The organism is Haloarcula salina, from assembly GCF_049603855.1.
GTDB lineage: Archaea > Halobacteriota > Halobacteria > Halobacteriales > Haloarculaceae > Haloarcula > Haloarcula salina_A.
In genome coordinates, this window is record NZ_CP187146.1 from 2,652,504 (window position 1) to 2,674,016 (window position 21,513).

Here is a 21,513-nt window from a genome sequence, read left to right on the forward strand (position 1 = left end):
TGTGGTCGGTTCACTGGCTGTACTAGCTTCTGATACGTTCGTTCTCCGGATCGAACAGCGGCCGGCTCCCGACGACTTCGACCGTCACCGGATACTGCTGGCCCATGTATTCGACCTGGAGGCTCTTCCCCTCCTCGGCGTGGGACTGTGGGAGGTACGCCATGAGGAGGTGTTTGCCGACGCTCGGACCGGTCCCGGCGCTGGTCACGTAAGATCGACGGCCTTCGTCGTCGACAAGGACATCCCCGTTCTGGTCGAGGACCGGCTCGTTGCCGAGCATGAAGCGGCGCTCGCCGCCATCCGGGGCGTGATCGTCGACGGACAGCGTACACAGCGTGGCCACGTTCTCCTCGTCAAGTGCCTCGGCGTAAGCTTCTTTACCGATGAAATCAGCGTCCTTGACGCCGTGGAACGTCAGCCCGGCCTCTGCGGGGTTGTAGTCCAGTTCCAGTTCGTGTCCGAACAGGCGGTACCCCTTCTCGAGCCGTCCGGTGGTCCCGTAGACGCCCATGCCGGCCGGCCGGACATTGTGGTCCTGCCCGGCCTCCCAGAGCACGTCCCAGAGGCGTCGACCCTGGCCCATCGGGGCGTAGATCTCCCAGCCCTGCTCGCCGATGTAAGAGAGTCGCATCGCCCAGGCGTCGACCTCTCCGACCGTGATTTCCTGTGCCGTGTACGGTTCGAACGCTTCGTGGGACATGTCCTCCTCGGTGACGCTATCCACCATCTCACGGGCGTTCGGCCCCCAGACGCCGAGCGTACACAGCGATTCGGACTGGTCGATGAGGGTCACGTCGGCGTCGTCCGGAATGTGTTCGCCGAACCAGGCCCGGTCGCTCCCGCCCGCCGCGCCGCCGGTGATGACCCGGTAGTGTTCCGGGCCGAGGCGAGCGATGGTCAGGTCCGAGACGAAGCCGCCGTTCTCGGCGAGTATCGGGGTGTAGACGGTCTTTCCGACCTCGACGTCGACGCGCCCCACGGCCATCCGTTCGAGGTAGTCGACGACGTCCGACCCCCGGAAGTCGAAGATGCTGAAGCCCATGTCGCCGATCATCGACACGTGCTCGCGGGTGTGGAGATGCTCCGCGAGGATAATCGGCGACCACCACCGCGAGTCCCACTCGTTGGGCCGCTGGAACTCGGCGAGTTCGACCTCGTACCGGTCCAGCAGGTCGCTGTTTGACTCGTACCACTGTGGCCGCTCCCAGCCGGCCGCCTCGAAGAATTCCGCGTCGAGATCGGCCTGTTTCTCGTAGAACGGGCTCGTCCGGATCTCCCTCGCCGACTGGTACTGCTCGGCCGGGTGGACGATGTCGTATATCTTCTGGAACCCCTCGCTCGCCCGGTCTTTGACGAACGAGCGGGAGTTCCCGTACTCGTAGAACCGGTTCACGTCGGCCCCGTGGAGGTCGATGTCCGACCACCCACGCGTCATCCACTGGGCGACCGCCTCGCCGATGGCCGGGGCCTCCTTGATCCAGACCGCGGCGCACGACCACAGCCCGTCGACGTCCTGCAGCGGTCCCAGAAGCGGCCCACCGTCGGGTGTCTGGGAAAGCAGGCCGTCGATTTCGTGGCGGATACCGGCTTCTGGGTCGTCGAGGAGTTCCGGGACGATCTCCAGCGCATCGGCCATCGACTGCTCGAAGGCGTCCTCTGTCAGCGGTGGCTGCGTCGGCGACAGCGGCGCTTCGTCGATGGACGGGATATCCTCCACGTCCCAGAGTATCGGTCGGTGCTGGTACGATCCCACTTCGAGGTCGTTCCCGTGCTGGCGCTCGTACATCTGCGTGTCCATATCGCGGACGACCGGGAACGAGATCTCGCCCTCGTAGTCCTCGAAGAAGGAGATCGGCCCGACGCTGACCATCTGGTGAACCGCCGGTGTCAGTGGGATTTCCACGCCGGCCATCTCGGCGATTTTCGGACTCCAGAGACCGGCCGCGATGACTACGTCGTCGGCCCTGACAGTCCCGCGGTCGGTCTCGACCGCCTGTATCGAGTCGTTTTCGACGTGGAGGTCGAGCACTTCGGTGTTGGGCGAGACGTGCAGTCCGCCGTCGGTGTACTCGTCTGCCCGCGCCCGCATCACTTCGCCGGCCCGGAGCGGGTCACAGGTCCCCGCACCGGTGCTGTAGAACCCGGCTTCGATGAGGTCAGTGTTGACGTACGGGACGAGGTCTTCGACTTCCTCGGGAGTCAACAGCTCCGCCGGTTCGCCCCAGGCCTTCGCTGACTGGACACGCCGTTTCAGCTCCTCGACCCGTTCCTCGGTGCGTGCCACCTCGATGCCGCCGCTGTTGGTGAACGTGTCCATATCTTTGTACTGCTCGATACTCCGCTGGGTGAGGTGGGTCATCTCTTTCGAGTGTTCCACCGGCATCAGGAAGTTCGAGGCGTGACCCGTAGAGCCACCAGGGTCGGGTAACGGCCCCTTGTCCACAATCGCGATGTCATCTCGTCCCATCCGGGCGAGGTGATACGCGAGGCTGTTCCCGACGATACCGCCACCGATGATTACGGTACTGACCTGTGACGGCAGCGAGTTCGAACTCATCGTAGTCTCACCCGCGTGCTGGTGTCCCGAACCGTGCCCGCTACTTTCGTGCTAATAGCTCTCAACATCGTATCGTACGTGTTGAGGGTGGCGTGATTCCGGAATGAAGCAGCGTCCACAGTTCTGGGGTGGTTTAAGTATACCCACCCCGGTTTACACCTACTGGGTGGTCGCTACCCGGAAAGTAGCAACCTCGAAAGTCCTCGCTCGAACGTTGACCAAGCCGACTGGCCCAAGTTCGCGTTCCATGGCTGATGGTCCCGAAACAGTATCCTCAAAATATCGTGTTTCTAATATGTTGTGTTTTGTGCTGTCCAGTGATGACAAGCACTAGGTGGCAAAGGAGATACTGTGAGGGGTAGATCACTCGACTCGGCAACTGTGCCCACCGGGATACAGTTACTGGCACTCAGCGGCCGCTGGACCCACCGGCGTCCCGTCGAATTGCCTCCCGAAACTGCGTGCGGTCTTCCTCGCTGATCGTTCCGACGAGTTCTCTCGTGGTCGTTTTCGTCTCCGTTTCGACGCCTCGCATTACTTCACAGAGGTGGGTCGCCGTCACCTGGACGGCGACGCCGTGTGCGTCGAGTTCGTCGGCCAGGCCGACTGCGATGTCCCGCGTGAGCGTCTCCTGTGTCGTCAGCTGGCGCGATTGCCATCGGACGTACCGAATGAGCTTTGACAGCCCAACCATCTCCTCTCCGGGCAGGTACGCCACGTGTGCGACTCCGTGAAACGGGAGCATGTGATGTTCGCACATGCTGTGAAGTGCAATTCCCGTTTTGACGACGAGTCCGTCAGTCTCCGCATCGAAGGTCCGCATCACCGGCTTGGATTCGGAGCGGGAGCCTTCGGTCAGCGTCTGGAGCATATCCGGGACGCGGCGGCTCCACGTGTCCGAGATCCCCGCCGAGTCGGGATCACGTCCAGCCGCTTCGAGCAGGAGACGAGCACCGCGTCGCGCCTTCTCTTCGTCAAAGCTCTCTGTGGGTTGAGTCGCGGTATCGTGGTGGTGTGTATGCTCTTGCTCGCGTGAATCCATTGTGATTCTACAGGAGAACTGGTGCTAAAAATCCTCTGTCCCTTCCCCTCGTACGAGGCTCCCACCGATGAGATCGGTAATTCTTCCCTCAAAGTATCATCTGACCATACTATTGTGTTCGACAGTTGCTGATCTGGTGCAGGGACAGGGAAAACCAACAGAAGTGCGCCCGGATCGGCCACAGAGTCGGTTCGAAGGAAAAGTCAGTCCAACGTGGTTGCAGTTTCCGCTGCAATACCTGGGCGCTCCTGGACCAACTAACGTCTGTACATTTGTTATCGGTATGAACAACTATCCATTACTCGGCGACGGTTCGAGCGTACTGACGATGACGTGATCGGGTTTCGCTACGAGTGACTCAGGGCCGGCGTGGTGGGCGTCCCTCTGTGGCGGTTCGACCGATCGGCCTCTGGTGGACGGCGCTTCGCAATCGAAAAAACGTGACAGTCAGTGCCCAGCGCTCGCGGAGACCCGAGGCGGCCCCCGACCGCCAGAGCAATTGGTAGCAGACAGGAGTGGGCACCCGCTCGAGTGACCGCTTCAGTGCCGAGGTGCCGAGAACGCGGCCCGGTCCACCCACAACGGACCGTGAACTCGACTCATCAGGGATATCCTAATATAAGTATGCCGAACCAGCGATTGAAAAATAAGGTTTAATATTCAATGCTCCCAAAATAAATCTCCATGTTAACTTTATCTTCGTGTATTACTGATTGTGTTCGTATTCATCGAGGTTCGAGCTTCTTCTCGACCCGAACATCCGTCTGATGAGCTGAGACGGGAGACCTGGATGGGCCGTGCAGCCTCGGAGCACTACTGCTCGAAACGGTACCGCAACAGTCCCTCGACCCCCGCAGAACAGGACACCACGGTGGTGACGCTGGTGTGCTATCGTAACAGTTGGAACGAGTTACACACTGCTCGAACCGCCATCGTGTGATCATGCACAGGGATTCGAAGGCTACGAGACGCGTGCCGTCGGGCAGTGGATCGAATGGGCGCAGACGCGGGGAGCGATCCACAGCTGGCCGCGGACACCGACGACACTCGTCAGTCGAACGCGATTCTGCTCCTCGATGCGGACTGGTCTTAGTCTTCGCGTGCCTTCGCGATCGCGTCCCGCGGCGCACCGCAGTTCGGGCAATCGTCGGGCCGTCCGCCGTCGAGGTCGCCCATCTCGCCGCACTCGCTACAGCGCCACATGAGGTACCCCTCACCGAACTCGCTGCCGGGGACGTTCTCGTCGCTGTCGAACGATCCGTCGACGGTCGTCACCTCGTCGACGATGTCCACGGTGAACGTCCCAGAAGAGACGCTCTGGACGACGCCAACCACAGTGCCGTCTTCGTCGTGAATCGTTTCACCAGCTTCGACTGTCGGGCCGTCGGTTTCGGTCGGAATTTCGTTCGTCATGTTCGTGGGGTCGGACCGCGAGGCTTCCACGACTGTTGCTTGCCTGTGCAACGTCGCGGGGACGGCCGAACACGGGGACGTGGTCCGGGCGGAGTGCTCCGGCGAACCAGCTCGGACGGGAGCCCTTCTGCGATTCCGGGTCGGAGAGACCAGTTGTCGGCTTGAAATTATTATAAGGGTGGCTTCCGCACGTAGTGGTATGATAGACGAGACGGTGCGACAGATCGAGGAGATGGAGACACAGAGCTCCTCTATCGTCGCCGTCAAGGCCGCGAGGGCACTGCAGGAACTGACCGACCGCGAGTGCCACACGGTCGAAGACTTCGTCCGCCTCGTCGAGCGAAACAGCAGCGCGCTCCAGCGAGCGAACCGCTCGCACGCGCCGCTGTACACGACCCAACAGCGCATCGTCTCCGACCTGAAAGACGCCGACCCTGACACCGTCGAAGCGGCCAGGACGGCGTTGCTCGCCGCGATCGACGAGGTCGTGACGGAGGTGGAATCGAGCAAGGAACGGGCCGCAGAGCGCGCCGCGACGCTGATCGACGACGGGGACACGCTCCTGGTCCACGAGAACTCCTCGACGGTGATGGCGACGCTCACGCAGGCGCTCGACGACGGCAAGGTGTTCGACGTGTACGCGACGGAGTCCCGGCCGCACTTCCTCGGGCGACGGACCGCCCGGCAACTGGGAGCGCGCGAGGGCGTCGACGTGACGCTCATCGTCGACGGCGCGGCGGGCCACTACCTCCCCGAGTGCGACCGGGTGTTCACGGGCATGAACTGCCTCATCGAGGACACGGTGTACAACCGCATCGGGACCTACCCCATCGTGGCGACGGCCAACGACGTGGGCGTGCCGGCCACCGTCGTCGGGTCGTCGTCGAAGTTCATCGGCGGCGGGTTCACGTTCACGAACTCGTATCGCTCGGCCTCGGAGGTGATGCTCGAACCGGCAGAGGGGTTCGAGGTCGCGAATCCCGGCTACGACGCGACGCCGACGCGACTGCTCGACACTGTCGTCACGGAGAACGGCATCCTGGAGTTCTGAGCGCCGAAGCCGGGCATCGAGGATGAGGGCGTTCGGTCGGGCCGTCGCCGCGATAGAGAAAGGCGGGCAGGTCAAGTACGAGTACCGCAAGGATATCCCTGGCTTCATACTCGATCGCGCGCGCTACAGCTCGGTCACCTACCCGGGTGACTACGGCTTTTTCACGCAGACGGCTGGCGGCGACGGCGACCCGCTCGATTGCCTGGCACTGACCGAGGACGGGCTGTTCACCGGCTGCATCCTCGCCCTCCGACCGGTCGCGGTCATTCGTATGACCGACACGGGCGAGAAAGACGACAAGATCGTCGGCGTTCCGGCCGACGACCCGCGATTCGATCACATCGAGGCTCGAGAGGACATTCCCGCACACCAGCAGGACGTGATCGAGGAGTTCTTCCGCACCTACAAGAACCTCGAACCCGGCGACGCAGAGATCGTGATCGAGGGGTGGGACTCGCGTCAGGCCGCTCACGATATCCTCGAAGAAGGCCACCAGAACTGGGAGCGCCTCCAGCAGGGGAACGGCAACGGTAACGCCAGCTGAGCCACTGTAGAACAGTCCCGACGGTATCGGTTTCGGCGTGTCCAGGCGCGGCTGTCGGCCGAGTCCACACGAGAGACTCGAGGAGACGGCCCTCGCCGTGGTGCACCCATGGTATTGGCAGCCGCTACTGTCGCCAGCAGCCAGGTCACCGACCGGCGTCGAGGTGCACCGCTCCCTGCTGAACGCACGTCCTGGAGGCGTCCATGCTTCACCACGGTGCAATCACAATTTGACCGTCCACGGGATACTTATCCACACTCCGCGATAGTCGTGATATGAATCGCTCGCTCTCCCTCACGCAGGCCCACCGTGCTCTCAGTGTCACCGAGGGCGTCGAACACGTCACCACTCACCGCCGTTCCCCACGGGGAGTCGAGAGAAACCGCTGCCGTTCGGTGGGGCAGTGACTCACTCCCTCCGTCCACTCTTGCTCGCCGCCGCAGATCTCGGTATCGGCGGCCTGCTCTTCCAGCAGGTCTCTGCGGCCCTCGGCGTCGTGCTAGTCATCGTTGGGCTGTTGGTACTGTGTCGGGTCGTGTACCAGGCGCTGAGCCATGGTGGCTCAGTGCTCTGGCGTCACGTTCAGAGAGCACTCCCCAGCACGCTCTGATACGCATGTCTGGCCACGCTGTCCTCTTTCTGATGGTCGCATTCGTCTGGGGAATGGTGGCGTTCGCCATCGGCATCGACGCGAGCAGACGGGGACGGCACAGCGGCCTCTGGGCCGTGCTGACGTTTGTGACCGGTCTGTTCGGGGCCGTTCTGTACGGGGTGGTCGTCCTGACTACGAGCGACCCGTCCGACGGCGGGCAGTCCGACGACGAAACAGACTCGGCGGTGGTCCGCGTCTGTCCGTCCTGCTCGTCACAGTGCGACGCCGCGCAGAACTACTGCGGCGAGTGCGGGGCTGAACTTGGTCCCGAGGACGAATACCCGGTCGGACGGCGGCTCAAGTCCGGATCGAAACAGTACTGTAGCAACTGCAAGTCCGAGATCGATCGCGAGGCGAACACCTGCCCGAATTGCGGGGCCGTTTTCTAATCGGTTCGGGTGGCTTCGCCACTGCCTTCTACAATTCAGATCGACATTACCGGTCGGCAGCGGGCGAACGGGCCCTCGCCCCGCGCTCGGGGCGGTCGGGAACCGTCCGTCAGCGAATCGTTCTGTCGGTGACCTGTCGCAGGCGCTCTGCGATATCGGCGTCGAGACCGTCCTCGGTCACGCGCCACTGCCAGTTCCCCGTCGCCGTGCCCGGGACGTTGAACCGGGCGTCGCTGCCGAGCCCGAGCAGGTCCTGGACCGTCGTCATGGCGACGCCGGCGTTGGAGTTCCAGACGGCCTCGATGAGGTCCCAGTGGATCTCGCTCCCGTCGGTGCCGAGGTTGTAGTGGAGGCAGTCGCGCTGGCGGTCCGAGAGGTCCCGATAGTAGCCGACGACGGTGTCGGTGTCGTGTGTCGACGTGTAGCCGACGGACTGCTCGGGGTAGTGCATCGGCTGGTACATGTGGCCCTCCTCGCACCAGTCGGCGTACTGCGGGACTCGCATCCCGGGGAAGTCGAAGCGGTCGCGGAGCGCGACGATGCCCTCGTCGAGGAAGCCGAGGTCCTCGACGAGGAACGGGAGGTCGCCCAGTTCGGCCTCGACCGCCTCGAAGAACTGCGCGCCAGGGCCGTCGCGCCACTGCCCGGCGGCCGGGTCGTCGGCCTCGGCGGGGATCGACCAGAACTCGTCGAACCCCTTGAAGTGGTCGATGCGGGCGATGTCGACCAGGTCGAACAGTCGCTCGAAGCGGTCGAGCCACCAGCCGTAGTCGTCCTCGCGCAGAGCGTCCCAGTCGTACACCGGGTTCCCCCAGCGCTGGCCCTCGTCGCCCGTGTTCGGCGGGACGCCGGCCACCTCCGTCGGTCGTCGGTCGTCGCCGAGGCGGAACACCTCGGGGTTGGCCCACACGTCCGCGGAGTCGAAGCCGACGTAGATGGGCAGGTCGCCGACGAGGCCGACCCCGCGCTCGTGGGCGTAGTCGGCGAGGTCGCGCCACTGCTCGTCGAAGCACCACTGAACGAACGCGTGGTATCGGACTTCGTCGGCCAGTTCCTCGCGGTATCGCGCCATCGCATCCGGGTCGCGGGTCTGCACGTCGTCGGGCCACTCGACCCAGGCCGCGTCGTCGAACGCCGACTTCAGGGCAGTGAACAGCGCATAGTCCTCGAGCCAGCCCGACTCCCGTTCGCGGAACCGCTCGAAAGCGTCCTGGTCGGCGTCGCTCGCGCGTTCCTCGAAGCCCTCGAAGGCAGACCTGAGCCGGGCCGTCTTGAACTCGGTGACCCGGTCGTAGCGCACCTGATGGTCCGAGAGGTCCGCCGGCGGTTCCACCGCCGCGTCGTCGAGATAGCCGCGGTCGACCAGGTCGCGGAGGTCGACGAGCAGCGGGTTGCCCGCGAAGGCAGAGGCGGACTGATACGGCGAGTTCCCGTGGACGCTCGACGTGGGCCCGAGCGGGCAGAACTGCCACAGCGACTGGTCGGCCCGGTCGAGGAAGTCGACGAACGCCCGCGCTCCCGAGCCGAGGTCGCCGATGCCGTGGGGGCTCGGCAGCGACGTGTGGTGGAGAAAGACGCCACTCTGTCGTTGGAATCGCATACGCCACTGTTGCCCTGTCAGCTATTTCAAGACACGGGTGGACGCAAGGCCGGCGCGGCTACCGGGGTCACTACGTCCACACGAGCCGCAAACGCCGGACGCGCGGATCCGGGGCCACACAAACATATATACCGCCTCCTTCCGACGTTCGCGTAGGAGTGCCAGCCAGAGAGATGCCACCGAACGTCCTGATGCTCGGATGGGGATTCCCGCCGAACGTCACCGGCGGGCTCGACACCGCCGTCGGGGAACTGTTCGATCAGCTCGAACCGAGAGACGACGTGGAGTTCGAACTGGTACTGCCCGACGAGTACGCCCCGCCGGACAGGGAGGGCATCCACGGCGTCCCGACAGGGAACGGCGACATCATCACCCGGATCGGTCGGCTCGCCGGGGAGTTCGCCGACAGGGCGGCTGACGCCGACATCATCCACACGAACGACTGGTTCGGTTACAACCCCGGCTCGCGGGCCACGTCCGCCCACGACGTGGAGTGGGTGAGCACCTTCCACTCGCTGTCGGCCGACCGGAACGTCTCGCCGCCCCAGCGAGAGGTGGAGACGGAACAGCGGGTCGCCAACCGATCGGACCACGTCGTCGCCGTGAGCAAGTTCACCCAGCGCCGGATCCGCGAGCAGTACGGGGTCGACTCGACGGTCATCTACAACGGCTTCTCGTCCGTCGAGCCGACCGACAGGGACGTGAAGGCCGAACTCGGCATCGACGGGCCGATGCTGTTCTTCGTCGGCCGACACACCGACCAGAAGGGGATCTCGTACCTGCTGTACGCGCTCTCGAAGCTCCGCCGGGACGACATCACGCTCGTCCTCGGCGGGTCGGGACACCTCACCGACCAGCTCAAGCGATTCGCGGAGCTGCTCGGCATCGACGACCAGGTCGTCTTCCCGGGCTATCTCCCCCAGGAGGAACTCGGGGACTACTACGAGAGCGCCGACCTGTTCGTCTCGCCGTCGCTGGCCGAGCCCTTCGGCATCACCATCGTCGAGGCGCTGTCGGTCGGCACACGCGTCGTCGCCTGCGAGAGCGGGGCCGCGGAGCTACTCAACGAGGACTGCGTCACCGAGGTCGAACCCAACTCGGACTCCATCGCCGACGGCATCGAACACGCGCTGTCGCTGGAGACGCCCATCGAGTACGAGGTTCGGACGTGGGAAGACGTGGCCGACGAACACGTCGATTTCTACCACCAGGTGGTAGACGAGGCCTGAGTCCGGCGGCCGCCTCAGCGGAGAAAGCGCACGTCCGTGACCGGTTCCGGGTGGACGACGAGATAGCCGTCGGCGGTCGGTTCCATGCCCGTCACCGCGGTCGCGTCGGGATGGGTCTGGTACGGACTGTCGGCGGTCTGGCTGGCGGGCTGGTAGGGGCTGTCGTACGGCGACTGGCGGTCTTCGGGCTCGCGATCGAAGTCCTCCGGCGGCAGGTAGATCTTCTCGCCCGACGCGGACTCGACGACGACAGCCGTATCGCGGTCGCCGGTCACCTCGATCCTGGTCCGGCCGTCGTCGATAGTCATGTCGAAATCGACGGGTCTGGACTCCGAATCCGGCTCGTTGTCGGGTGCGCCGCTCATGTCGGACCCACGGCGGTATCGAACTTAATCCTTGGCCAGCGCCCGGTGCGACGCGTCGAACCCGCGTGTCAGCGGCCGGCTGACCGGCCGCGTCGGGACGTGTGTCCGTGACTGTCCGAACCGAGCACGACGGTCCCCACCTGACAACAAAAGCATACGTCGGTGGAACTATCAGCTAGGTATTAAATCTTGTAACAGCAGTACTGCTGTTAGACGTTACGCGGTATACGACCCGGAACGCCGCTTACACCCTGATATTCTCGTCACGGAAATCCCGCGAAGGTGCCCGACATTCGAGCGGTCGTCCCGAATACGGTTACATGTTGCATGGTATCACAGGACGCCATCGGTGTGCGCCGATCGCACCCGGTGGGCGCACCCGACAGCCGCCCGGTCACTTCTCGATGACGAGCGAGCGGGCCATGTCCAGGCCCTCGAGGGTCACGTTCTCGCCGAGGATCGTCTCGTCGAGGGCGCAGTCGCGCACCGTCGCGTCCGGGAAGATGATCGCCCGGTCGAGACTGGTGTCGACCACCTCCGCGCCGGCCATCACGTGGACGGTGTCGCCGATGTCGCAGTTCTCGACGGTCGCGTCGGGGTGGACGAGCGAGCCGCCGTCGAGCTTCCACTCGACCGTCTCGAAGTACGACTCCGGCGTTCCGATGTCGAACCAGACGTCGTCGAAGGTGAAGGCGTACACCGGCTCCTGAGCCTGGAGCCACTGGATGAACCAGCCGGGCTCGTCGGGGTTGTTGTCGTCCGAGAGGTACTCCTCGAAGCGGATCGAATCGGCCGGGAAGGCGTAGCAGGCGATGGAGACGAGCGTGCTGTTGGGGTGGTCGGGCTTCTCCTGGAAGTCGACGACCTGCTCGCCGTCGAGTTCGACCAGCCCGTAGGATTTGGCCTTCTCGCGGGAGCCCACGTCGTAGGCGGCGAGCGCCGGGGCGTCTCGCGCCTCGAAGAAGTCGAGGAACTCCGAGGGGTCGAAGCCGATGAGGTTGTCGCCGCCGATGACGAACAGGTCGTCGTCGATGCCCTCACGCTCGACGAGCTGGGCCAGCGCGCCGACGACGCCGAACTTCTCGGCCTCGCCGGACGTGTCCTCGACGGAGAGTCTGACCTTCTCGTAGCCCATCTCCTCGACGTGGGCCCTGAAGTCGTCGGCGAAGGCCTCGTTCGTACTCAGGTAGGTCGTCTCGACGCGCTCGTCGTCTTCGAGCGACTGGAGAACGCCGTCGATGACCGTCGTCTCGCCGATCGGCAGCAGCATCTTCGGACGACGACGGGTGATCGGCCACAGTCGCGTCGCGTATCCGCCGGCCAAGACTATCGCGTCCATACCCCCTCGTTCGGCGGTGATTGATAAAGTGGTATGGGACGATTACAGCCGAAGCCGCCAGACGGTCGTCCCGGCAACCTCCAGGTCCTCGTCGTCGGCGGCGGCGACGATGACCTGGTTCTCCCCGGGCTCGACGTCGAGCGCGACGCTGAACTCGCGGTCGTCGACGGTGACGAACGCGCTGTCGGCGGGCGTCTTGATGACGACGCAGACGCCGGTGGTCTCGCCGGAGACGACCAGTTCGTTGCCGCGGAACTGCGTGTCGACGCGCAGCGCCGGACTGCGGTCGGGCTGGTGGACGCCGTCCTCGCGGTAGCGCTCGCGGACGAACGCCGGCGTCTCGACCGGCTCGCCCGCGCTGACGCCGTGGGCCAGGCGGACGTACTGCGCCATCGACCACGCCAGCGGCGTCGCCGACCCGGTCCCCTCGGCGAACTCCCAGTCGTACTCGGTCGTGTGCTCGCGGTCCCAGATCTGCTCTGCGATCATCCGCCCGGAGTTCGCGACCTGCTGCATCATGCGGAGGCAGTCCTCGGGGCGGTCGTCCGGGTCGTCGCGGTGGAGTTCGTACTCGCCGCGCTCGCCGGTCAGCAGCGGCCAGAGGCGTCCCTTCCCCTTGTTCTCGACCGACCAGGGCGCGCCCTGGTCCTCCCGGTCGCGCTCGCCGTAGCCGTCGCCGTTGTACCGGTAGAACCCGGGGCCCCACTCGGTTTCGACGCGGATGGTCTCGTCGACCTCGGCGAGTGAGTTTCGGATCACCGCGTCCGCGTCGGGCTTGATGCCCAGGCGGACGAGTTCGAGGAAGCCGCCGTCGATGATGTTGCGCTCGTCGAGCGTCGGCCCGTCGTTGGCGAGCGTCCGGAGGTGGCCGGCCTCGGGGTCGCCGTCGAGCGTGATTCGCGGGTAGTACGGCGTGTTAGTGTGGCGCTCGGTCCCGGTCTCGGTCGCCGTCCAGTCGTCGACGTTGTTGGCCCAGTGGTCCGCGAGCGCGAGCCAGACCAGCGCGTCGTCGTCGTGGCCGGTGTCAATCGCGAGCTTCGCCGCACAGGCCAGCCCGGCGATCTCCGCCGCGATGGACGACGGCGAGAAGCCCGCTTCCTCCTCCCAGCGTTCCTGGGCGGTCTCGGGGCCGTTGCGGACGACGTAGTCGGCCGACCGGCGGACGTTCTCGTAGCCGTAGTCCACGTCCTCGAAGTCGACGCCGGCCTCGGCGAGGTGGTAGGCCATCACCTGCGGGAACGAGATGTTGTCCATCTGCTCGCCGCCCCAGCGCGTCGTGCCGTTCACGTAGGTGTTCTGCGGGATGAAGCCGGTCTCGTCTTGCTGGTAGCGGTAGATGTACTCCAGTTGCCCGGCAGCGATGTCGAGCGAGCCGATGGCGTCGAAGACCGTGAACACCTGATAGAGGTCCCGCGACCAGACGAAGTTGTAGCCGTACCCCTTTGGCTGCTCGGCGTTGACGGCCTCGCCCCACGGCACGGACGGCGAGGCGATGGACGCCCCGTGGTAGGTCTTGTCCTCGACGGCCAGGAGCGTCATGAGCGCGCTCCGGTACTGATTGGCGAGCCCTTCGTCGTCGGCCACCGAATCGGGCAACTGCTTGTCGTCGAGGAAGTCGTGCCAGCTCGCCGCGTACTCCGACTGGACGGTCTCGTAGCCGCGGTCGAGCGCGCCGTCGGCCTCGCCGAGCGCCGCGGCGGTGTCCGCGTGGCGCGCGAACCCGAGCGCCAGCGTCTCGCTGGTCCGGGTCCCGGTCCCGAGGCGACCGACGAGGACGACGTTCGTCCCGTCGACCGACTCCACCGGGTCGGGGAGGTCGCCCTTCGAGTACAGCGCGTCGAGTCGGTCGCTCCCGGCCGCGCCGACCGTCGCCCAGTCGAAGCGGCCGTCCGAGGCCAGCGCCACGGCGATGGAGTAGGCGTCGCCGTTCTCGTCGACCAGGAGGTCGTTGTCCGTTGCGTCGGTGTAGGCCCGCGGATTGCGGGCGACGAGGTGGTAGCTGCCAGGCTTCCCGTACCTGATGCCGCGGTCGTGGCGGTCGGTGCTGGTGAGGGCGATGTCGGCGACCGAGAACACGTCGTAGAGCTTGTCGTCCTCGGCCTCGAACGCTACGTCGGCGACAATGGCGTCGTGCTCGGGGTCGGTGGCGTAGTCGACGGTCAGCGTCCACCGGTGGCCCCGGCCGTCGCCCGTCTCGGTGAAGACGTGCCGGAACAGGAGCGACTCGTCGTCGACCGGTTCGACCCGGCGCTCGACGGTGTCGTCGACCCGGCGGTTCTCCCGGTGGGTCCGGACCGCGTAGTCGGTCTCGTCGACGCACCTGACGAGGAAATCCAGCGTCCGGAGGTTCAGCAGGTCGACCTGCGGGTACCGGGCCTCCGTCAGCGCCCCCTCGGTGAGGGTGAACCACACGCGGGAGGGGTCCGTCTCGCCGTGGTCGGCGACGGTGCCGACGCCGTACTTCTCGCCGGTGGTCCACGTCGGGTGCGCGCTCGGCCCCTCGGTCACCGACGAGGTCGTCGGGAGCGCGTTCAGGTCGTCGAGCAGCGCGGTCGCGTGGAGCCTGAGCGCGTGTGACCACCCGAGCGGCGCGGCGCTGTCGAGGGCGCCGTCGTCGAAGGCCTGCTCGGCGAGGTAGCCCGCCCCGGTCGTGAGCGGCCCGTCTTCCGAGAGCAGTTCGTACAGGTCGCTCGCGCGGTCGAGGTAGGCGTCGCCGCGCCGGCCGCGGTCGTTCAGCATCGACCCGACCCGGGCGGCGGCGAGCGCGCCCATCGCCGTCGTCACGGACCAGACCTTCTCTGTGTCCTGGTGAGCAGTTCGCCAGCGGTCGCCCTCGTAGCGGACGAGGCCCGCGACCTGACTCCCCGGGGGGTTCCGAAACAGGGTGTCGAGCGTCGTGCTCACGTGGTCGGCCAGCCGGGTGAGCTGTTCGTAGTCGAGCGACGCCGTCTCGATGCCGAGGTACTCGTCCATGGCGTCGGCGAGGTGCAGCCCCGCCGCGTCGATGCGGTGGTCGGGGTCGCCGTCGTGCAGCGCCATCAGATACACCTCCATGTCCTCGTCCCAGAGGTGGTCGAGCCCGTCGATCACGCGGTCGGCGGCGTCGCGGCCGCGCTCCCGAACCTCGTCCCGGAGCGGGGCGCGAGCCACCGCAGAGAAGGCCTCGATGAACGTCGCGGCGGTGTGGGTAAACTGCCCGACCGAGTCCTCCCAGACGTTCTGGCAGGGCGCGGGCAGGTCGTTGTCCGCGATGTCCGCGACGAGGGAGTCGACGGCCGTCTCGATAGTGCCGCGGATCTCGGCCGTCAGGTCGTCGTCCAGGTCGGCGCGGTGGGTCCGCAACAGGGCCGCGAGGAAGGCGGTGACGGTCGCGGTCTGGTCGGCCTGGTACTCCGGGGAGTCGTCGTGCTCGACCCTGGCGTTGGCCCAGCCCGGGGCGATCGAGCCGTCGTCCGCCCAGACGCGGTGTGGCCAGGTGCCGTCCGGTAGCTGGCTGTCACAGAGAAAGCGCGCGCTCTCGGCGAGGACGCCGAGCGTCTCGATGTCGATGCGGTTGCCTGCTTCGAGGAGGTGCCGGGAGACGGAGGCGTCGTCGCGGAACCAGACGTAGCCGTAGCCCCCGGAGTTGGCGTAGAACGGGTCGAACTCGGGAGCGGCGATGCGACCGCCCATCGGCGACGACAGCAGTTCCATCACCCGCAGGTCCGTCCGGACCGACTCCCAGCGCGGGGCCGACTCGGGCACAGTGACCCGGGTCCGATCGCGGGCGGCCCGTCGGAGGTCGTCTGCGCTCGCGTGCTCGCGCGCGCATGCCGTGAGATCGAGCAACGCCGTCTCGCGGTCCACCTCGTCGTGGTCGGAGAGCTGGCTGATGAGCGTCGTGCTGTTGCTCCGCCCGGAGCGCTCCAGGGGGGCGGTCACGAGGAAATCGCCGGTGAGCCGCGTCTGGTCGCGGCGCTCGGTCGGGGCGGACCGGGGGAAGGTCACCGGCTCGTCGGCCAGGATCTCGGCGAGGCGTTCCGGTCGCTGGCCGTCGACGCTGTCGAGCCCCGTGGAGGCGGCGAGGTAGTCGTGCTCGCGGCGGTGGAACACTTCGAGCACGCGCGAGTCCGCCGGCCCGCCGTCCTCGTGGATGAGCGAGCCGACGCCGCTCTCGGAAGCCTCGGGCGCCATCGTGACGAACGCGACGAGCTTCGCGTCCTGGGGCACGGCCCCGCGCATCTCGACGTGTGTCACGTGCGCCCGCCCGAGTGTCAGATCGTACTGATGGACGGTGAACGAGCCGGCGTCGTACTCGGTCTCGACGAGGCGCGTGTCGCGATAGTAGTGCTGTCTGATGGTCTCCAGATCGTAGAACCAGCGCGTCTCGTCGCCGATGAGGATGCCGAGCTGGGACCGGTCGATACCGGAGAGCCCCGAGAGGGAGTCGGAGTAGTCTCTCAGCGTGCCGTTCTCGCCGACGTGGACCAGGCGGTCGCCGTGTCCGGAGAACGAGCCCGAAATAGTTCGCCGTTCCTCCGGGAAGCGCTCGCGACGAGTCTTGAACTCGTTGAGCGCCGTCGTAAGCCGCATACATATCAAATCAGACCAATCTCTATAAACACCTGTGATTTCTGCAAATTAGTCGACCGCACCGGATCGACGGCCGGTATTTCCCAGATTTCCACTGTGAACGCCTGACACGGGGCTCGGCGACCGTTACCGGTCGATCCCGTCGGCGGCCGCCGGGAGCACGGCGACGCTGTCGACGGTCACCGCGCCGTCGTCGGCCGCGACGGACTCGCTCGAGACGGCGTCAGTCTCGCCCGCGACATCGGGCACCTCGACCGTCGCCGGGTCGGCCCCGAAGTTGAGGACTACCACGGCCGCGTCCGTCTCGGTCGCCCTGGCGAACGCGACCACGCGGTCGGACGCCCCCTCGCGCACGTCGTAGGGGACGCGGACGAGGTCGGCGTCGGTCGACAGTTGGGGCAGACCGTGCCTGGCAGCCGAGAGGTCCCTGACGAACGCCTGGAGCGACTCGTCGGCGTGGTCCCACGCGAGGGCGTCGCGGCGGCCGCGCTGGCCGAACTCCTGGCCGGCGTACAGCAGCGGCGACCCCGGCAGGGTGAACAGCGCGCCGGCGGCGGCCTCGGCGGCCGGCCGGCCGTAGTCGACGAGATAGCGCGTCTCGTCGTGGTTCTCGGCGTAGAGCATGAACGACGCGTGCTCCGGGAAGCCGATCCGCGCCCGCTCGTCGATGGCGTCGAGGACGGTCTCGGCGTCGTCGCCGCCGCCGGCGCGCCGGAGCGCCGCGTAGGTCGTCGAGTCGAAGTGCATGTCGAACAGGCCGGCCTGGAAGTCCGGGATGTACGGGATGGTCTCGTCGAGCAGGAGGAACTCGCTGTCGCGGTCCTTGCAGTAGTCGTGGATCTCGCGCCAGAAGCCGTCGGGCACGGCCCACGCCATGTCACACCGGAAGCCGTCGACCAGTTCGGCCCACTGGGCGACCGCGTCGAGCAAGTGCCGGCGGACCGGGAGGTGGTCGAAGTCGAAGTTCGCGATGTGCTCCCACTCGAAGTACGTCTCCGGTTCGGTCTCGGTGCGCCACTCGTACCAGTCGCGGTACTCGCTGTCCGGGTCGTCGCGGGCGGCCTCGAAGTACGGGTGGGTGCGCGCCGAGTGGTTACAGACGAGGTCGAACAGGACCCTGAAACCGCGGTCGCGCGCGGCCTCGACGAACCGCTCGTAGTCCTCGCGGGTGCCCAGGTCCGACGCGATGGCGAAGAAGTCCGTGATGTTGTAGCCGTGGGGCGCGTGGTCGTTCTGCAGGACCGGCGTGAGCCAGAGCACGTCGACGCCGAGCGAGTCGAGGTAGTCCAGTCGGTCGACGATGGCGTCGAACGGCGATTCCTCGCCGTCGCCGGCGAACGTGCGGACGTAGATCTCGTAGATGAGCGCGTCCTCGGCCCACTCCGGCGCGTCGTAGGGTCGCCCCGGAACGACCGCGCTCCCGCCGTCGGTGGCGGTGCGGGTGAACTCGGCCTGGTCGGGCACGCTGTAGCCGTCCGCGCCGACTGCCACGGCGTGGACGCGGGTGCGGTCAGGGAGCGCGTCCAGCGGAATCCGGAGTTCGCGCTCGCCCTCCGTCACCGCGTCGGGATCCACGTCGTCGCGGTCGTCGAGCAGGAACTCGACATCGAGGTCGCTCGCCGTCTCGCTCGCGTCAGGATGCGGGCTCACGTCGGCCCGGACCACGGCCTCGTCGCCCTCGACGGCGGGCCGGAGAGTGAGCCGTGGCCGGCCGCCGCCGTCGCCGGACTCGGTGCCCGTCCCGCGCCCGCTCCCGCCGAGGCCGGACCCGCTCCGTCCGCCCGAGCCGCCGGGGCCGCTCCGCCCGCCGGACGCACCGGAGCGCCCCGAGCGCCCCGATGTGTGGGCGTCGCTCGCCCGGAGCGCGCCCGGGAACGCGCGGACCGTGGTGTCGTGCTCGCCGTCCGGCGTGGAGAGCCGGGCGACGTATCTGCCCGGCGCGTCGGGGACGAGGTGTTCCACTGGATCGTCCCCGAGCGTCGCGGTCGAGCCGTCCGGGACGCGCGTCAGTCGCCAGGAGTAGGTCGCCGACGGGTCGGGGTCGCGAGGCGCGAGTTCGACCTCGTCCCCCGTCGCGACGAACTTCGGCGGACCAGGGTGCTGCATAGGGTCACTGCGATTGACACTGCCTTGATAGTTGTGGTGGCCGTGATATTCGGTCCACGGCGGACCTGGAATCGCAGTGCGCGTCTCCATCAGAGAGAGCCGATTCCAGCGGCATCGAAACGTAGTTAGGTGCGTTTCAGTCGTGGATAGAGTCCATTTGGCTTCGATAGTCGGCGGGTGGATCAATATCTCTGAGAGTGGTTCTCTCACCGACCGTGTTGCGATTCGTTCGTGAGATGGATCGGTATCTCGGGCGTTCCAGAGCTATCGGTCGCCACACTGTGCGGGCAATACCGTTATGTCGTCGGGCCGTGCAGCCATTCGCCAACGGGAGATTCATGGAAGACTCGGAGGACCCGACGGCCGCCGACCGACTCGCCGCCCTCGTCGAGCGGGGCGACCACGAATCGGCGGCCGAGCGCATTGCCGACCTCGACGCGGCGTCGGCCGACGAGCGGAAAGCGGCGCTGCGGTCGCTGCGGACCCTCGCCGACGCGACGCCTGCGGCAGTCTCTCCGCTGATCGAGTCGCTCGCGCCCTTCCTGACCGACGCGGAGCGGTCGGTGCGGCTCTCGACCGCGAAGTTGTTCGTCGCCGTGGCCGAGCGCGACCCCGACGCCGTCGTGCCGGCGGTTCGCGCCCTCGCGTCTCGACTGGGAGACGACGAGGAGTTCTACTACGTCCGCGCCCGGGCGGCCGAGGCGCTCGGCTACGTCGCCGTCGAGCGCCCCGACGAGGTGGCGTCGCCAGAGGTGCTCGCCGACCTGCGCGTCGGGCTGGCGTTCGACGAGCCGGAGGTCCGTGAGAAACTGGCGAAGGCCCTCGAATGCGTGGCGCTCGGCGACCCGGACAGGCTTCGCCACCGGGTGGCGGACATCGCCGATCACCTGACGGACGACCGGGAGCTCGTCCGGTATCACCTGGCGACGGCGCTCGTCGCCGTCGGCTGTGAGCACCCCGACCGGCTCCGAGACGCGCAGGATGCGCTCCGCGAGCGCCTCGACGACGAGAGCGCGCACGTCCGAGGGCGAGCGGTGGAGGCGCTCGGGCTGGCGGCCCGCGCCGCTTCAGAGGAAGGAATGGCCGCCGACGCGCTGCCCGCCCGCGACGACGCGGACCCGTTCGTGGCCGAGCGCGTCCGGTTCGCCACTCGCTCGGACGGGAACGCGCCAGCGCCCGACGGCGAACCGGCCACGGAGGACAGCGACGACGACAGCGACCGGAGCGTCGGGACCCTGGCGACGGTCCGCGCGACGACAGAGGAGGCGGCGGCCGACATCGCGTCGGGCGGCGACGCCGAGTGTTCCAACTGCGGCCTCGGACTGCCGGCCGACGGCCCGCCGATGTGCCCGCGCTGTGGCGCGCCGCGAGATTTTTAGGCCCGCCGAAATATCGTAACCGCTATATTCCTTTAGGCGGGCCTAATCCGCATGGATGACGATCGAAGCGGCGATTCGACGCGGCGACAGTTCATCGCGACCGGCCTCGGAGCGGCAGCGACCGGCGCGCTCGCGGGCTGTTCAAGTTCCGGCGGGAACGAACCGTCGGAGACGACGACGCGAGAACCGACCGACGCCGGACCGACCACCGACGCGACCGACGGGCCCCAGACGCCGACCGACGGCGAGCGCTACACGGTTTCGATGCAGCCGATGGGCGAGGTGGCCTTCGAGTCGGTCCCCGAGCGGTGGCTGGCGTACTTCAGCACGTACGGCGACATGGGAATCGCGCTCGGCCAACTGGACGGGCTGCAAGGGCTCGTCTTCACCGAGAACTGGCCGCTCGCGTTCTACGATTACCTCCCCGGCGTCGACGTGTCCTTCGACGGCGTCACCCAGCTCATGGGCGAGAACGGGCTGGACAAGGAGACGTTCTACGAACTGGGCTGTGACGTGCACCTGTTCGATCCGAACTTCCTGGGCCGCCTCGCCGACGGTATGGACGTGGCGGACTTCGAGGAGGTCGACGCGAACGTCGGCCCCGTCGTCGGCAACTCGATCCGGCGTCGCGGCGGCGACTGGCACGACTACCGCTACTACTCGCTGTACGAGGCCTTCGAGAAGGTCGCGGCGGTGTTCCAGGAGCGCGAGCGCTACGAGGCGCTGAAGGCGGTCCACGACGACTTGCTGGCGACGATTCGGGCCGACCTCCCGCCGGCTGACGAGCGCCCGACCGTCGGGCTGCTCTCGGTCAACTCCGACTTCGAGAACGGGGCGTTCTACGCGTACCCGGTCCACGACGGCAACGGGCACAAGCAGTACCGCGACCTCGGGATGCGCGGGGCGTTCGACGACCACATCGACGGCAGCTACGCCGAGTGGGATTACGAGACGATCCTCGAAATCGACCCCGACGCACTGGTGTTCCAGTACGGCTTCTCGCACGTCTCGACCGAGGAGTTCGAGCGGCGGATGGACGCGATGCGCGAGGACCCCGTCGGCCAGCAGCTCTCGGCCGTCGAGAACGACCGGCTGTACCGCGGCGGGACCTCCTATCAGGGGCCGATCGTCAATCTGTTCCAGACCGAGGCCGCCGCCAAGCAGTTCTACCCCGAGGCGTTCGGGGCCTGGGACGGACTGGACACGCTCGCCGACGCGGACGCGCGGCTGTTCGACTACCAGCGCGTCGCCGACGCCGTCAACGGGGCGCTCTGA

At 66.7% G+C, this 21,513-nt stretch carries 14 protein-coding genes; 6 read left to right on the plus strand and 8 right to left on the minus strand.

Translation table 11 applies throughout. The features are described 5' to 3' along the window. Nucleotides 1–22 precede the first annotated feature (22 nt). The 3 genes from ACOZ4I_RS13485 to ACOZ4I_RS13495 all read right to left on the minus strand — a co-directional run bounded on the left by ACOZ4I_RS13485 (nt 23) and on the right by ACOZ4I_RS13495 (nt 5,012). Nucleotides 23–2,557, minus strand: coding sequence for a GcvT family protein (locus tag ACOZ4I_RS13485; RefSeq protein WP_424000374.1), 2,535 nt, complete (start codon nt 2,555–2,557; stop codon nt 23–25). 409 nt (nt 2,558–2,966) lie between these two features. Continuing rightward, nucleotides 2,967–3,599 carry a GTP cyclohydrolase I gene (gene folE, locus ACOZ4I_RS13490; protein WP_424000376.1) on the minus strand — a complete coding sequence of 211 codons (633 nt, stop codon included), beginning with the start codon at nt 3,597–3,599 and terminating at the stop codon, nt 2,967–2,969. A 1,089-nt stretch (nt 3,600–4,688) separates the two neighbouring features. Continuing rightward, complete coding sequence (locus ACOZ4I_RS13495; RefSeq protein ID WP_424000378.1) at nt 4,689–5,012, minus strand: DUF7130 family rubredoxin-like protein; 324 nt, start codon at nt 5,010–5,012, stop codon at nt 4,689–4,691. A 199-nt stretch (nt 5,013–5,211) separates the two neighbouring features. On the opposite strand from ACOZ4I_RS13495, the gene ACOZ4I_RS13500 reads away from it, so the two are divergent. The 3 genes from ACOZ4I_RS13500 to ACOZ4I_RS13510 all read left to right on the plus strand — a co-directional run bounded on the left by ACOZ4I_RS13500 (nt 5,212) and on the right by ACOZ4I_RS13510 (nt 7,648). Then, nucleotides 5,212–6,063: a translation initiation factor eIF-2B gene (locus tag ACOZ4I_RS13500; RefSeq protein ID WP_424000380.1), complete on the plus strand. Its 852-nt coding sequence runs from the start codon at nt 5,212–5,214 to the stop codon at nt 6,061–6,063. A gap of 22 nt (nt 6,064–6,085) precedes the next feature. Then, the gene (locus ACOZ4I_RS13505) at nt 6,086–6,607 is read left to right on the plus strand and encodes an inorganic diphosphatase (RefSeq protein ID WP_424000382.1); all 522 of its coding nucleotides are present in this window, start codon (nt 6,086–6,088) and stop codon (nt 6,605–6,607) included. A gap of 642 nt (nt 6,608–7,249) precedes the next feature. Continuing rightward, a complete protein-coding gene (locus ACOZ4I_RS13510; protein ID WP_424000384.1) occupies nt 7,250–7,648 on the plus strand; it encodes a zinc ribbon domain-containing protein in 399 nt (132 codons plus the stop codon). 109 nt (nt 7,649–7,757) lie between these two features. On the opposite strand, the gene malQ is transcribed toward ACOZ4I_RS13510, so the two are convergent. Then, nucleotides 7,758–9,248, minus strand: a complete 1,491-nt coding sequence (gene malQ / locus ACOZ4I_RS13515; RefSeq protein ID WP_424000386.1) for a 4-alpha-glucanotransferase — start codon at nt 9,246–9,248, stop codon at nt 7,758–7,760. Nucleotides 9,249–9,421: 173 nt separating this feature from the next. On the opposite strand from malQ, the gene ACOZ4I_RS13520 reads away from it, so the two are divergent. Continuing rightward, nucleotides 9,422–10,477: a glycosyltransferase family 4 protein gene (locus ACOZ4I_RS13520; protein WP_424004815.1), complete on the plus strand. Its 1,056-nt coding sequence runs from the start codon at nt 9,422–9,424 to the stop codon at nt 10,475–10,477. Between the two features lie 14 nt (nt 10,478–10,491). Here the strand turns inward: ACOZ4I_RS13520 and ACOZ4I_RS13525 are convergent, their stop codons facing one another. The 4 genes from ACOZ4I_RS13525 to malA form a co-directional block, all read right to left on the minus strand. Beyond that, nucleotides 10,492–10,842, minus strand: coding sequence for a DUF7510 family protein (locus ACOZ4I_RS13525; RefSeq protein ID WP_424000388.1), 351 nt, complete (start codon nt 10,840–10,842; stop codon nt 10,492–10,494). Nucleotides 10,843–11,236: 394 nt separating this feature from the next. Beyond that, on the minus strand, nt 11,237–12,181 hold the full coding sequence (locus ACOZ4I_RS13530) for a sugar phosphate nucleotidyltransferase (RefSeq protein ID WP_424000390.1): 945 nt from the start codon (nt 12,179–12,181) through the stop codon (nt 11,237–11,239). Between the two features lie 42 nt (nt 12,182–12,223). Next, nucleotides 12,224–16,753, minus strand: coding sequence for a glycoside hydrolase family 15 protein (locus tag ACOZ4I_RS13535; protein WP_424000392.1), 4,530 nt, complete (start codon nt 16,751–16,753; stop codon nt 12,224–12,226). 126 nt (nt 16,754–16,879) lie between these two features. After that, nucleotides 16,880–18,859: an alpha-amylase MalA gene (gene malA / locus ACOZ4I_RS13540; protein WP_424000394.1), complete on the minus strand. Its 1,980-nt coding sequence runs from the start codon at nt 18,857–18,859 to the stop codon at nt 16,880–16,882. Nucleotides 18,860–19,197: 338 nt separating this feature from the next. On the opposite strand from malA, the gene ACOZ4I_RS13545 reads away from it, so the two are divergent. Then, nucleotides 19,198–20,238 (plus strand): HEAT repeat domain-containing protein, encoded by a 1,041-nt coding sequence (locus tag ACOZ4I_RS13545; RefSeq protein WP_424000396.1) that lies wholly within the window; start codon nt 19,198–19,200, stop codon nt 20,236–20,238. Between the two features lie 51 nt (nt 20,239–20,289). Then, the gene (locus ACOZ4I_RS13550) at nt 20,290–21,513 is read left to right on the plus strand and encodes an ABC transporter substrate-binding protein (RefSeq protein WP_424000398.1); all 1,224 of its coding nucleotides are present in this window, start codon (nt 20,290–20,292) and stop codon (nt 21,511–21,513) included.